The 15,245-nt window shown below is 43.1% G+C and carries 8 protein-coding genes and 1 pseudogene; 4 read left to right on the forward strand and 5 right to left on the reverse strand.

Annotated elements, in window-relative coordinates; genetic code table 11:
• Window positions 1–111 precede the first annotated feature (111 nt).
• From J5A56_RS02665 to J5A56_RS02685, 5 genes and pseudogenes are all read right to left on the reverse strand, one after another.
• Entirely contained in the window at window positions 112–3,219 is a 3,108-nt protein-coding gene (locus tag J5A56_RS02665; protein WP_021672149.1) for an HsdR family type I site-specific deoxyribonuclease, read from the reverse strand.
• Window positions 3,220–3,343: 124 nt separating this feature from the next.
• Window positions 3,344–4,003, reverse strand: coding sequence for a four helix bundle suffix domain-containing protein (locus J5A56_RS02670; RefSeq protein WP_231370815.1), 660 nt, complete (start codon window positions 4,001–4,003; stop codon window positions 3,344–3,346).
• Window positions 4,004–4,040: 37 nt separating this feature from the next.
• Entirely contained in the window at window positions 4,041–5,267 is a 1,227-nt protein-coding gene (locus J5A56_RS02675; RefSeq protein ID WP_021672151.1) for a restriction endonuclease subunit S, read from the reverse strand.
• Between the two features lie 22 nt (window positions 5,268–5,289).
• Window positions 5,290–5,550 (reverse strand): annotated as a pseudogene (locus tag J5A56_RS02680) (hypothetical protein); the annotation flags it as partial.
• The gene (locus tag J5A56_RS02685; RefSeq protein ID WP_021672153.1) at window positions 5,547–7,094 is read right to left on the reverse strand and encodes a type I restriction-modification system subunit M; all 1,548 of its coding nucleotides are present in this window, start codon (window positions 7,092–7,094) and stop codon (window positions 5,547–5,549) included. The gene J5A56_RS02685 and the pseudogene J5A56_RS02680, both read right to left, overlap by 4 nt.
• Window positions 7,095–7,608: 514 nt before the next feature.
• Between J5A56_RS02685 and J5A56_RS02690 the strand changes: the two genes are divergently transcribed.
• From J5A56_RS02690 to J5A56_RS02705, 4 genes are all read left to right on the forward strand, one after another.
• On the forward strand, window positions 7,609–8,439 hold the full coding sequence (locus tag J5A56_RS02690) for an MBL fold metallo-hydrolase (RefSeq protein WP_231370816.1): 831 nt from the start codon (window positions 7,609–7,611) through the stop codon (window positions 8,437–8,439).
• A gap of 534 nt (window positions 8,440–8,973) precedes the next feature.
• Complete coding sequence (gene hflX / locus J5A56_RS02695) at window positions 8,974–10,224, forward strand: GTPase HflX (protein ID WP_021672155.1); 1,251 nt, start codon at window positions 8,974–8,976, stop codon at window positions 10,222–10,224.
• Window positions 10,225–10,344: 120 nt separating this feature from the next.
• On the forward strand, window positions 10,345–12,198 hold the full coding sequence (locus J5A56_RS02700; protein ID WP_021672156.1) for a DUF4954 family protein: 1,854 nt from the start codon (window positions 10,345–10,347) through the stop codon (window positions 12,196–12,198).
• Window positions 12,199–12,244: 46 nt separating this feature from the next.
• Complete coding sequence (locus J5A56_RS02705; protein WP_036919996.1) at window positions 12,245–15,175, forward strand: M16 family metallopeptidase; 2,931 nt, start codon at window positions 12,245–12,247, stop codon at window positions 15,173–15,175.
• Window positions 15,176–15,245: the final 70 nt, after the last annotated feature.

Below are 15,245 nucleotides of genomic sequence, written 5' to 3' on the forward strand. Positions count from 1 at the left end.
ATATATGGTACACAGAGAAATGGAGAAGATGGAGGTAACACAATCTCGCAGAGCTGCCTACGAACAGAGAGTACCCTCTTCAACCATTTCCCTTTATACCGATAATGTGACTTAAAGATTTCCACCAACACCCTTAAACTTATCTATGAAAGCCGATATCCTTTGGAAGACACTTTGTTTCTTCGTAAGATATTGCGGATTGAGTGGACTCATCTTAGGAAGGATAGCATTCAAGTCGGTACCATTATCACTGGCATATTCATGCTTTAACGACGTTTGGATATAACGTTTTGCCGCTTCCTCATTCAGTTTCTCTTCGCTTATCAAGTCTGCCGCCTCTTCCTTTTGTTTCTGTTGTGCATACACAAAGAAGGCTGAGATAATACCAGACTTATCTTGAATAGGTTCTAAGTTGGTTTCATGAATAAAGTCAACGATAAGTCCCTCTTTGGCTCTATTGCCTATGCTCGACCTGATTATTCTGCGCACCTCTTCTATGAGAGAGTCCTTATCTTTCGTTTTCTTATTATGTTCAAACACAAGTTCAAGAATATAATCAAGGTCGATTTCCTGCGATTTGAGCAAGTCTATCTCAAATACAACATCATCCCAGTCTATCTTTGACTCTTCAGAAGCTTTCCCTTCTTTCTCTCTTCTGAACCAGTCACGGATATCATTGTAGGTTGAACGATAGTCTTGTGCGGCACGGTCTTGCAAGACATCCGTCTCTAACATTTCTTTTACTTCCTCATCCGTCAAGAAATGTGAGTCTCTGAAAGCTTCAAGTGCATCAGAATTAGTTCTGTCTATCTTCTGCAACTCTTTGAGATTTGTAAATTCATCATAGTTTTGCAAGATATTCTCTACCTTCAAGTAATCACCAAAGATTTTTACAAATGCTTTCTTATCTGCCTCTGTAACAATCTCATCTGGCTGTGGGAACTTCTCTTTAAGCTCCTTTACGATGTCTATATAGCCTCTACGCGCTTCACCCGTTGCAATATCAGTGAAGCCTTTGAGGTATTCCTCATAACTCTTTTCGAGCACTACATTCTTTGTATTCTTATCACCAAACAGCGTGATAGCATCAATTGTTGGCTTCTCTAAATCGCGGAATGTTACAATATTACCGAATGTCTTCGTAGCATCATAGATACGATTAGTGCGTGAGAAAGCCTGCATCAACCCATGATAACGCAGGTTCTTATCCACAAACAAGGTGTTAAGCGTAGGAGCATCAAAACCTGTAAGGAACATTCCCACCACAATAATAAGGTCAACATCCTGACACTTCACACGTTTCGCCAAGTCACGATAATAGTTTTGGAAATCTTTACTATCTACACCAAAACTTGTTCTAAACATCGCATTATAATCTTTGATGGCTTTTGTCAGAAACTCTTTGGCACTACTATCCATTGCCGATGGCTCAAAGTTCTCTTCTTGAATTTCTCCAATAGCATTCTGTTCCTCGTTAGCAGCATAAGAGAAGATTGTGGCAATCTTCAGCTTTTTCTCACTCTCTTTCTGCAACTTATTCAACTCCTCATAATAGAGTTTAGCTGCCTCCACGCTATTCACAGCAAACATGGCATTAAAGCCTTTCCCACCTCCTTGGTTTCTATGCGTCTTTAACCTGAAGTTCTTCAAAATATATTGTGACACCTCCTTGATTCTGTCAGGATGAAGCAAGAGCCGTTTGTTCTCTGCTGCTGTCAACTTTATTTCATCCGTTTCCTTTTCCAAAGCCTTGAATTGCGGACGAACATCATTATAGTCTACCTTAAACTTCAATACTTTCTCATCTCGGATAGCATCCGTAATGACATACGAATGCAGTTCTCGTCCAAACACATGGGCCGTGGTCTCTGCTCCTAAAGCGTTCTCTGGGAAGATAGGCGTACCTGTAAAACCAAACTGATAATATCGCTTGAACTTCTTCCGAAGATTCTTTTGTGCTTCACCAAACTGCGAGCGGTGACATTCATCAAAGATAAAGACTACCTGTTGCTCATAGACAGGCAAGGTTGCCTCTGCCTTCATCAGGTTGTTTAGCTTCTGAATCGTCGTTACGATAATCTTATTATCATCCTTTTCAAGGTTTCGCTTTAACCCCGCAGTGCTTTCCGAACCATTTACACTATCAGGAGAGAAACGTTGATATTCCTTCATCGTTTGGTAATCTAAGTCCTTACGGTCGACTACAAAGAACACCTTATCAATAAAGTTTAATTGCGTTGCCAATCGAGCAGCCTTAAAACTGGTCAATGTCTTACCAGACCCTGTCGTATGCCAGATATATCCTCCACCCTCGGGCTTACTCCATTTTTTAGCCTGATAAGAACTCTTGATCTTCCATATCAGTCGTTCCGTTGCAGCAATCTGATAGGGGCGCATGATAAGTAACGTGTCACTACTATCAAACACAGCATACGTAAACAACACATGTAGCAGTGTATTCTTTTGGAAAAAGGTTGCCGTGAAGTCTTTTAAGTCCTTTATCAGCGTATTATCAGACTTAGCCCAATTCATTGTAAAGTCGAAACTATTTTTGTTTCGTTTCGTAGTATTGGCAAAATAGCGTGTATCTGTTCCGTTAGAAATAACGAAGATTTGCAAGTACTTATAGAGCGAACTCTCACTATTAAAACTTTCTTTACTGTATCGATGTACTTGGTTGAATGCTTCACGGATAGCCACGCCACGCTTTTTCAGTTCCACGTGTACCATTGGCAAGCCATTGACCAAGATGGTCACATCATAGCGATTAGCGTGCGTGCCCATCTGTTCAAACTGATTAATTACCTGCACTTTATTGCGAGCAACATTCTGCTTGTCTACCAAATAGATATTTTGGATATGACCATCGTCAAACACAAAGTCATAGATATAATCATCCTGTATCTTTCGTGTTCTGTCAGTAATGCTGTCGCTGGACTTATCTAAATACTCATCAAGGAAGCGTTTCCATTCTGCATCAGTAAAGGCAACGTTATTAAGTGTTTGTAGTTGCTTCCTAACGTTTGCCAACAATGCTTCGGGAGTAACAAGGTTAGGGAGATATTCATATCCCTGTCCCTGCAAATCCTTAATCAACTCGTATTCGAGAGCAGCCTCACTTTGATAGCCAGCAGGCGGCTCGTTAATCAGAAAGTCCTTTGTGTAACTGTCAAGAACTATGAAGTTCTGCAGTTCAGCGATAGTGTTGTATTGGGTCATTGTTTTGATTGGTTTTTATTTTAGAGGGAGGATAGGATAGCTAGGAAACCTAGGGAGCCTAGGATTACTAGGACAGCTAGGGCAGCTAGGATACATAGGACCATTAGAACAGCTAAGAAGCCCCCTACCCTTCCTTGCGTTTATCTCCCAGCAGCCTTTTCAGCCTTGCCATCTCCGCTTTCAGTGCAGCGTTCTCAGCCTTGAGGGCTTCCGCCATACGGTCTTGCTCCTTTCGATAGCCAGTGCGGGCAGCATACATACGCTCCTTAATTCCTCCTTCTGTTACGAAGCGTTTTTGCAGGAAGTCAAGGTAACGGCACATCATCCTATCCGTGATATGGCACAGTGAGAGCGCAGTATTGCAAAACTCCTCAGCCGTCCATCTGTTTACAAAGGGGGCATAGTCAGCATAGCTGTTATGCACTCGGCAGAACGTCAAGAGGGCGTTGTAACGCGGATGACTGCTCTCCCAAAGCCTCAGCCCACGGGTATGGAGATAGTCCTCATAGTCTTGTCGAAGCTCCTGCAAGCTACTACGTGCTACGTTGAGCAACTTCAGTTCCATTTCCGTAGAGGTCATACCGTCTTCCTTTCCCTCCACAATGTTTTGTTTTCCCGAGCGTGCCGCCTGAATCATTTGGTCAACAGTGCGGTCGCCATAGGTTGGCAGGAAGCGTTTGCAAAAGACGAACGTCATTTGGTAGAGCGCATCGGCTTTTTGAAAGAAGTGCAACGTCTTCCAGTCTGTGCCGCTACGCAGCACCTGCGGTTTGTGATTCTCCATAGGCATTATATTTCTTTTCTTTGTTTAGTCCACGCTCTTAATGTCTGAACGAGAGTAGTTGCTCCCGATAATATTCATATTGCTTTCTCCGAAGCTCTATTTCCTTTGGCAGTCCTTCTGAGATTGAGTTCGTTAGCGTGTCGAACTTATCGAGGATAGAAACTATACGTTCTTGCTCGGAGAGGGGAGGGACAGGGATTTCTATTTTTGACAATCCCTTAGCGTTAACAGCAGAAATCTTGCCTGAAGAAACATGCCGTCTTAGCTGGTCATGAAAATTATTTGTTCTTGTAAAATATGCCACATACTTTGGATTCAGACTACTCCTAAAGATAAAACAAGCATCATGTATCACCACCGGAGTTTGAGACAGCCATGCTGTACCTACTCCCAAATCTTCGATAGTCTCACCAGCCCCCACTATAATAACATCATTCGTCAAAGCCTGCCTTAAATTCTTTTTATTAACTAATGTTTGCGAGATAAAAGACTTACTTTTATTAGCCCATATTCCATAGTAAGTATACATCTCACCATAATGAATACATGGACATCCTTGAGTAGTAATATCTGTTTTTACAAATCGCTTGCCACGAATGAACTCGCCAACTTCTCCTAACGCCATAACAGAAACATTATTTAGCCTTTGACCTTTGCTATTTAACAAATCAAAGGACAGCAACTGGTTACGATAATACTCATACTGCCGCTTGCGGCAGTCCAGCTCCGCTTCCAGCTCCGCTTCCAGCTCCGCTTCCAGCGTAGTAAACTTATCAAGAATACGAACTATTTCCTCTTGAACGGAAAGAGGAGGGAGAGGGATAAGGATTTTTGCTACCTGATTGCTCATCAACTTAGGATTTCCCATTCCTGCATAAACATACTTTTGAGCTTCAACACTTAGCCAATAAAAAAGAAATTTATAATTTAATTCATTTGTATCGTCTATAGTTATTAAACCACAAACGTTTGTTATTGAAAACTTTCCCTTGCGATAAAAAACGGTACCAGCATTTGCCCCATCAGTAGTCCAAGTGAGTGCTTCCTGATTAAAATCATAGGTTGAGATTCTTCCTATTTCCCCATTTAAAGCAGTCTGCGAACTATATACAGGATAATTACCCTTGTTATCTTGAAGAAAAGTTTTAGATAAGACACGTCCTCTCTTCAATTCCGCTACTTCCCCCAACGGTTTCCACACCACTTCATGTCCTTGCAGCAGTCGTTCTAAAAACGGAAATATATGTTGTTCTTTATTCTTCATTTTGTTGTTGTTGTTTTTAAGGGCGGAGAAGCTGCTCTGTGTCAGCCACATCGGTCTTGTAATATTTACCGTCGGCAGACTGCATTTTCAGTTGACTACAATTTGTAGCCAACTCACTTCCTTCTTTCTTTAGCCTTGTCTTTAAGACACTCCAGTACTTACGGGGGTTAGGACTATCCGTAAGAATAGCCACAACATCTACAATAGAGAAATACCACTTCTCCTGCTCTGCATCCCAATGCGAGCGTACCTGTCGGTTTTCAAATAGCTGAATGTTACTCATCGCTCTAACTCCTTTATAATCTCATCAATATCCGCCCGCAAACTATCTATTCGCTTAACGGTTTTGGCGACATCGGCATTGAGCTTATTGATGTCGATAACCTCTCGTTTGTCTTCCGCCTCAACGTATGAGCTCACAGAAAGGTTATAATCATTCTCGGCAATCTTTGCATTGTCTACGGACGTAGCAACATACTGCACCTCCTCTTTGTTTCCAAAGATGTCCACAATACGTTCGATATGCTCAGGCAACAGAACATTGTTATTCGTTTCTTTCTTAAAGAAGTCTTCACCGCTGGCATCAATAAACTGTGTCGTAGCCTCAGACTTATGCTTTGACAAAACAAGGATATTCACAGCTATGCTCGTACCATAAAACAGATTGGAAGGTAGCGAGATAACCGTCTCAACAAAGTTGTTATCTACCAAATACTTCCTTATCTTCTGTTCCGCTCCACCACGATAGAAGATACCGGGGAAGCAAACAATGGCTGCACGACCACGAGCAGAGAGGTAGCTAAGGACGTGAAGCACAAAAGCAAAGTCGGCTTTCGACTTAGGAGCCAACACACCAGCAGGAGCAAAACGGTCGTCATTAATCAACGTTGGGTCGTCACTACCCACCCAGTTGACAGAATAAGGCGGGTTAGACACAATGGCATCAAAAGGCTTTTGGTCGCCATATTGAGGATTGATGAGCGTATCGCCTAAACTAATATCAAACTTGTCATAATTGATGTTGTGCAGAAACATATTCATACGTGCCAAGTTATAGGTCGTATGATTGATTTCCTGCCCAAAGAATCCATCCTCAATAACGTGGTCGTCAAAATGCTTTTTCGCTTGTAAAAGCAATGAACCAGAACCACAAGCAGGGTCGTAGATTTTGTTGACAGAGCTTTGCCCCAACATCGCAAGGCGTGCTATGAGGTTAGACACATTCTGAGGCGTAAAGAATTCGCCTCCAGACTTACCCGCATTGGCTGCATAATTAGAAATCAGGAACTCGTATGCATCGCCAAAAAGGTCAATCTCATTGTCCTCAAACTTACCGAAATCCAAGCTCTCTACGCCCTTGATGACGGCTGCCAAACGTCTATTTTTCTCCTCAACCGTATTTCCCAATCGGTTGCTCGTTGTGTCGAAGTCAGCAAAGAGTCCTTTGATGTCATGTTCTGATGCATAACCGTTAGCCGAACTTTCTATCGCATCAAAGATAGCCGCTAAATCAGTATTCAGATTAGGATTCGTATTTGCATTCTTAGCAAGGTTCACAAAGAGTTGACTGGGATAAATAAAGTAGCCCTTCGTTCTGACAGCATCGTCCTTTATCTCTGGCGTAATAACATCGTCGGAAAGGTTAGCATAGTCAACACTCTCGTCTCCCGCTTCAATAAAGTTAGTAAAATTCTCACTGATAAAACGATAGAAAAGCGTTCCCAAAACAAACTGCTTAAAATCCCAACCATCCACTGCGCCACGCACCTCGTTGGCTATCTTCCATATCGTAGCTTGTAGTTCGTCTCTTTGCTTTATATTTGTCATTATTATAAATTAGGTTTTGTTCTTGACTGATTTAATCTGCAAATATACAATTTTATAGCGTGGAAAACGAAGAGAGAGGTGGTTTTAACATGGCGGTTGTAGTACTTTACGAGTAAAAGGTTGCTACCCATCCAAAAAATACAAAAGAAAGTGAAAAGATAGAGCAACATAATAGGTGCGATGCTTGTTCCATTACAACGTTTTTACATCCATCAACAAACAACTTGTTTCTTTAGACAGGTTCTATAAATTAAAATATTAATAGTCAACAGGTTACTTTCATAATTCAGGGAAAAGTCGTACCTTTGTGGTAGAAATCAAACAAAAGATGGATAAAACGACAATATGGCACACAAAGATACCGAAAGAAACGATTGATACGGAACGACTTCCGCTCGAATTTATGTATTAATAGATGACAGCTTTATGTATTAATAGATGACAGCTTTATGTATTAATAATCTCAATAAAAACATATATCCAAGCTATGAATCAGCTTTTAAGAACATTCCCTTTGAAGCAAGAAGAACTCATAAACAACGAGCATTCCGTTAGGTACTCCCCTCCTTTGGAGGGGTTGGGGGAGGTCTTAACTTTCCTGGGCACTGGCACGTCTAACGGTGTCCCAGTACTTGGCTGCAACTGCGAGGTATGTAAGAGTAAAGACCCACGCGACAACCGACTGCGTACCGCTGCTTTATTGGAAACGGCAAAGACACGTATCGTCATCGACTGCGGTCCTGACTTTCGCCAACAGATGTTGCCACAACCCTTCCGCAAGATTGACGGCTTACTGATTACACATATCCACTATGACCACGTAGGAGGCATTGACGATGTGCGCCCCTATTGTGCGTTGGGCGACATAGATGTCTATGCCAATGCTAACACCTGCAATGGTTTACGCCATAATTTCCCTTATTGTTTCACAGAAAACCCCTACCCAGGAGTACCAAAACTAAACCTCCATAGTATTCAGTCCCATGCCCGCATCTGTATTGGAGACATTGAGGTGATGCCTATTTCTGTGATGCATGGAAAACTTCCCATCTTAGGCTATCGTTTTGGGAAGCTCGCCTACATTACGGATATGAAAACTATTGAGGATGAGGAACTTCCTTATCTCGAAGGCGTTGAGACACTGGTGGTAAATGCGTTGCGATGGGAACGTCCGCACCACTCTCACCAACTCATATCAGAAGCCATCGCTTTCAGTCGGAAGATTGGAGCTAAACGCACTTACTTAACCCATCTCACCCACAAAATTGGTTTACACGAAGCGGCACAAAGACAACTCCCTGAAGGTGTTTTCTTTGCTTACGACGGATTGAAAATCAATATCTAAGCGGTAACGTAACGGTAGACTTCAAATTACTTACATGTAGAGAAGTAATTTGCAAGAAGTATGTAAAATATTTTCGTACTCCTTAAATTCAACACATGCTCTTTTGGCTTCGAAAAGATGCCCTTTTGAGATCTTACTAACGCCCTTTAAGACTCGTATTAACGCCCTTTTAAAATCGCCTTTGTAACATCTTGATTCTATGATAGTTACAAAGCCGATTTTCACGCATATTTTGGACCGTTTCTAAAAGACTTTTCTTCAAATTTTGTAATAATATTTCAAACTCCTACTAACTATTTTTAGACATTAGAAAGGGAAGGTTTTCAGTTCTTCTATACATAACAGGCGACTACGCATTGGACGGAAGAACAAAAAAACACAAAAAGAGTTTTCTTAAAGGACATAAAAACGGAGTTTATCATTAGCTTTTTTCAGATTTTATGAGTAACTTTGCCATGTGGCAGTGTGTACCTACTCGAACGGTAGAAAAGTACACTTTTCAACACAAAAACAAGCAATAATAGAAATTACTGAATGAAAGAATTTATCATATCTGACGTCAAGGCGGAAACAGCCATCCTTGTTGGTCTTATCACAAAGGACCAGGACGAGGAGAAGACAAAGGAGTATCTTGACGAATTAGAGTTCCTCGCTGATACAGCTGGTGCTATCACTGTGAAGCGATTCACACAGAGGGTGACAGGTCCAAGTGCTGTTACCTATGTCGGCAAGGGTAAACTTGAAGAGATAAGAGATTACATCAAGATGAAAGAAGACGAGGAGGAGCCTATCGGTATGGTTATCTTCGACGACGAATTGTCGGCAAAGCAGATGCGCAATATCGAACAGGAACTCGGTGTAAAGATATTAGACCGTACCTCTCTCATCCTCGATATCTTTGCTATGCGCGCCCAGACAGCCAACGCAAAGACACAGGTTGAGTTGGCACAGTATCGCTATATGCTTCCACGTCTGCAACGTCTGTGGACTCACTTGGAGCGTCAGGGTGGTGGTTCAGGCTCTGGTGGCGGTAAAGGTTCGGTAGGTTTGCGTGGTCCGGGTGAGACCCAGTTGGAGATGGACCGCCGTATCATCTTGCAGCGTATGACCCTTTTGAAGCAAAGACTTGCTGAGATTGACAAGCAGAAGGTGACACAACGTAAGAACCGTGGCCGTATGATTCGTGTTGCCTTGGTGGGTTACACGAACGTGGGTAAGTCAACTATCATGAACCTCTTGGCTAAGAGCGAGGTATTTGCTGAGAACAAACTCTTCGCAACACTCGACACAACCGTGCGCAAAGTGGTTGTAGACAATCTTCCTTTCCTGTTAGCTGACACCGTTGGATTTATCCGTAAGTTGCCAACCGACTTGGTTGATTCGTTTAAGTCAACACTCGACGAGGTGCGCGAAGCCGACCTTCTCTTGCACGTTGTGGACATCTCACATCCTGACTTTGAGGAACAGATACAGGTTGTCAACCAAACATTGTCCGAATTGGGTTGTGCTGACAAGCCTTCCATGATTATCTTCAATAAGATTGATAACTATCATTGGGTGGAGAAAGAGGAAGACGACCTCACACCAGCCACCAAGGAGAATATCACTTTGGACGAATTGAAGAAGACGTGGATGGCTAAAGAGCATGATAATTGTCTATTCATTTCTGCCAAGAAAAAGGAGAATATCGACGAGTTTAAGGAAGTACTTTACAAGAAAGTGCGCGAACTCCATGTACAGAAGTATCCTTATAACGACTTCCTTTACAATATTGAGGAGGAATAAAGATTATTGGGCATATTGGGCTTATTAGGCTAATAAGGCTAATGGGGCTAATAAGCCCAATAAGGCTAATAAGGCTAATAAGGCTAATAAGCTAATAACAACAACTAAAAGAAAAGGCTTATGCAATATCGTTCCCTTACTTTTGAAGAGATTGAAATACTCGAGAACAACAGCTGCTGGGCAGAAGATTGGAGCCGAGTAGAGGTTGCCGAGGACGGATTTCAAGCGAAATTCTTTCATCGTGTCATGTTCTATGGCGACATACAGTTAGGTAGTGTCCAGAAAGAAGTTGAGATAACAAAGGGCTTTGTCAAGCATTCTGGTATCAATGATGCGACCCTTCGCAATGTGACAGTTGGCAACGACTGCCTGATTGAGAAGGTGGGTAACTATATCAATAACTATACGATTGGCGACGACTGCCTCATCTCAAACATCTCTGTCATGGAGACAACGGAGGGTGCAACCTATGGAGAAGGTAATCTTATCTCGGTGCTGAACGAGGTGGGCGACGGCAATGTGATTTTCTTCCACGACCTCAACAGCCAGTTTGCAGCCTTTATGGTGAAGCATTTCAACGACAAAGACCTCAAGAATGCTATCCGGAGACTGATTAAAGAGGAGATTGCCCGCACAAATCCTGAACGTGGAACGATTGGCAATAAAGTGAAGATTGTCAATACAAAGGAGATTACCAACACCATCATTCAGGACGATTGCGAGATTTCTGGTGCAAGTCGATTGAGCGATTGTACCATTCTCAGCTCTGAACATGCCAGTGTCTACATTGGCACAGGTGTCATCTGCGAGAACTCTATCATATCAGATGGCTCCAGCATTGTGAACAGTGTGAAGATGCAAGACTGCTTCGTAGGTGAAGCCTGTCAGATAAGCAATGGCTTCACAGCCTCACAGAGTGTCTTCTTCGCTAATTCATTCATGGCAAATGGTGAGGCATGCGCAGCCTTCTGCGGTCCGTTCTGCGCTTCACATCATAAGAGTTCGCTGCTTATCGGTGGTATGTTCTCTTTCTATAACGCAGGTTCTGGCACCAACTTCTCTAACCATGCGTATAAGATGGGACCAATGCACTGGGGTATCTTGGAGCGTGGAACGAAGACAGCAAGTGGTAGTTATCTACTCATGCCAGCAACGATTGGTACGTTCTCCGTATGTTTTGGTAAGCTGATGCACCACCCGAATACGACTGCCCTACCCTTCTCTTACCTCATTGCCGAGGCTGACAAGATGTATCTCGTACCAGGTCGTAACATCACAACCGTAGGTCTTTATCGCGACATACGCAAGTGGCCGAAGCGTGACATGCGCCCACAGCAGACGCAGAAGAGCATTGTCAACTTCGATTGGCTATCGCCTTATTCTGTTGGTGAGATTTTGCAGGGTAAGAAGATACTTGAGAATCTGCGCCAAGCAAGTGGCGATAATGTTTCGTCCTATAACTATCATGAATACGTTATCAATGCTACCAGTCTGCGAAAAGGTATCAAATACTATGACATTGCATTGCGTATCTATATGGGTGCCGTACTGAAACGGGCGCACAAATGGGGCTTCTTTGGTAAGCCACAAACCGAAGTGGGACTCGGACGATGGGACGACCTCTCTGGTCTTCTGCTTCCAGTATCAGAAGAACGACGCCTCATTGAGGATATCAAGAACGGTAGTCTTGAGACCATCCAAGAGGTTGTAGAACGCTTCCGAGAGATTAATGACAATTATCGTGTCTATCAATGGGCATGGACTTATCGCATGATTCTGGAATACTATGGCATTGACGAGATTACACCCGAGGACGATGCTCGCATCAAACGAGATTATATTGAGGCACGTCGTGCATGGATTGCAGAGATACATAAGGATGCAGAGAAAGAGTTTGAGATGGGCGATGTAGACAGAGAGGTCTTTGAATCGTTCGTTAATAGCCTTGATCACGAGGTCGATTTTGAGAATTAAAGAAAATATTTCACATACATAGAAATCATAAAAACAACTGATTATTATGAGAAAACATTCCATTAACCGCCCCCTTTTGAAGGGACTTTGCTTAGGGCTCTTGCTCCTATTGACAACAACAATGGCTTACGCACAGCGTTACAGCTATGAAAGCGTACCGAATGACCCTATGAAGACACGTATCTACACACTGAAGAACGGTCTGAAAATCTATCTTTCAGTCAACAAAGAGAAACCACGTGTACAGACTTATATCGCTGTGCGCACGGGTTCTCGCAATGACCCAAAGGAGACTACGGGATTAGCTCATTACTTAGAGCACCTTATGTTCAAGGGTACAACCCACTTCGGCTCTTCTAATGTAGCGGTTGAACGTCCTTACCTTGACTCTATTGAGGCTCGTTTCGAGCAGTATCGTCACATCACTGACCCAGCTGCTCGCAAGCAGTGGTACCACCAGATTGACTCTATCTCACAACTCGCAGCTCGTTATAACATTCCAAACGAGTATGACAAGATGATGACTGCCATCGGTAGTGAGGGAACCAACGCCTACACTTCTAATGACGTAACATGCTATGTAGAGAATATTCCATCTAACGAGATTGATACTTGGGCAAAGGTTCAGGGTGACCGTTTCCAGAACATGGTTATCCGTGGCTTCCACACAGAGTTGGAGGCGGTTTATGAAGAGTATAACATCGGTCTTACCAGCGACTGGCGCAAGATGTATGCAGCACTCTTTGCAAAGCTCTTCCCAACCCATCCGTATGGAACACAGACCACTATCGGTCTTGGTGAACATTTGAAGAACCCTTCCATCACCAACATCAAGAACTATTTTAATAAGTATTACGTACCAAACAACGTAGCAATCTGTCTTTCTGGTGACCTTAACCCTGACGAGACAGTGGCTGCCATTGAGAAGTATTTCGGCAACTGGAAGCCAAGTGCACATATCGACGTACCACAGTTCCCAGCACAACCAGCCCTCACAGCACCAGTCGACACGACCGTTATTGGTAAGGAAGCTCCAACCTTCTTCATGGGTTGGCGTGCAGAGGCAGGTAATTCCCTGCAAATGGATACATTAGAGATTGTTGCGCAACTGCTTTCAAACGGACAAGCAGGACTCTTCGACCTCGACCTTAACCAAAAGCTGAAAGTACAGGATGTTGGTGCAGGTGTGAGCGATATGAACGACTATTCTGTCTTCTACATCTATGGACAGCCAAAGAATGGACAAACTTTACAAGAGGCACGTGCCCTCGCTTTGTCAGAAATTGAGAAGCTCAAGAAGGGCGAGTTCTCTGATGACCTCTTGCCATCTATCATCAACAACTACAAGCGTTACTACTACACAGAACTTGACAAGAACCAGTTCCGTGCTAAGCAGTATGTGGATGCTTTCATCAATCATAAAGATTGGAAGCAAGAGGTGGATAAACTCAATCGCATTTCTAAGCTCACTAAGCCAGAACTTGTGAGATTTGCGAACCATTTCCTCGGCAACGACTTCGCTTGTGTCTATAAGGAGCAAGGCAACGATACCACTATTAAAAAGGTGGAGAAGCCATCTATCACCCCTATCCCAACGAACAACGACAAGCAGAGTGACTTCCTTAAGGAGATTGTGAACACAAAGTCAACTCCTATCCAGCCACAGTTTGTTGACTATAAGCGTGACCTTACCAAGGCTACAACAAAGAAGGGGCTGCCTGTTCTCTACAAGCAGGACACTTCAAACGACCTCTTTACACTTTGTTTCGTAGTGCCTTACGGTGACGAACATAACCCAATGCTCAGCTATGCAGCTGGTTATCTTGATTACTTAGGTACTAATAAGCTCAGCAACGAGCAGATTAAGCAGCAGTTCTACAAGTTAGCTTGCGACTACAGCTTCTCTGAAAGAAACGAGGTTTCGTACATCACATTAAGTGGTCTCAACTCTAACCTCCCTCAGGCACTTGCACTATTGAACAACTTACTCAGCAATGCAAAGGTTGACAAGGAGGCATACGACCTCTATGTTGAGCAGATTTTGAAGTCACGCAGCGACAACAAGGCTAACCAGAAGGCTAACTTCGCTGCCCTCAGAAACTATGCTACTTACGGAAAGTATAACCCTACACGCAACGTTCCAAGCGAACAAGCGTTGAAGGCGATGAACCCACAGGAACTACTTACTCTTTTGAAGAACTTGAAGAACTACAAATTGACAGTTCTTTACTATGGTCCTTCAAGTCTGAAAGACATCGACCAGCTTGTCAGCAAGACTATCCTTTCACCAAAGAAGTTCGCTGCAGTACCAGCTATTAAGCGTTATAAAGAGGAGACAACACCAAAGAATGAGGTCATCATTGCACCTTATGATGCAAAGAATATCTATATGATACAGCTCCATAACGACGACCAGAAATGGTCAGCTGACCGTGCACCTATCATCGCCCTCTTCAACGAGTACTTCGGAGGTGGTATGAACGCCATCGTCTTCCAGGAGCTACGTGAGGCACGGGGCTTGGCTTATTCCGCTTTTGCAAAGTATGATTCACCATACCGTTTAGGAGACAATGAGAGTTTCTACACCTATATCATCACACAGAACGACAAGATGATGGACTGTGTAAGAGAGTTCAACAAGCTCCTCAACAACGTACCAGTACGCCAAAGTGGTTTCGACCTTGCAAAGCAGAGTCTGATGAAGAGCCTTGCTTCCGCTCGTACAACAAAGTACGCTATCCTCACCTCTTATCTTGCAGCACAGCGTTTAGGTCTCGACTACTCATTGAGTGAGAAGATTTACAACGCCCTTCCAAGTCTGCAACTGCAGGATGTTATCAACTTCGAGAAGGAGTACATTGCAAACAAGCCATTCAAGTATATTATCCTCGGTGACGAAAAAGAGCTTGACCTCAAAGCATTGGAAAAGATTGCACCTATCAGAAAAGTGACAACAGATGAAATCTTCGGCTATTAATCGGCAGTAGAAAGAAAATACAAAAACATAGTATAAACAAAAAGTAAAAACCCTGTCTGCCCTACTGACA

This window comes from Prevotella melaninogenica (assembly GCF_018128065.1).
Lineage (GTDB): Bacteria > Bacteroidota > Bacteroidia > Bacteroidales > Bacteroidaceae > Prevotella.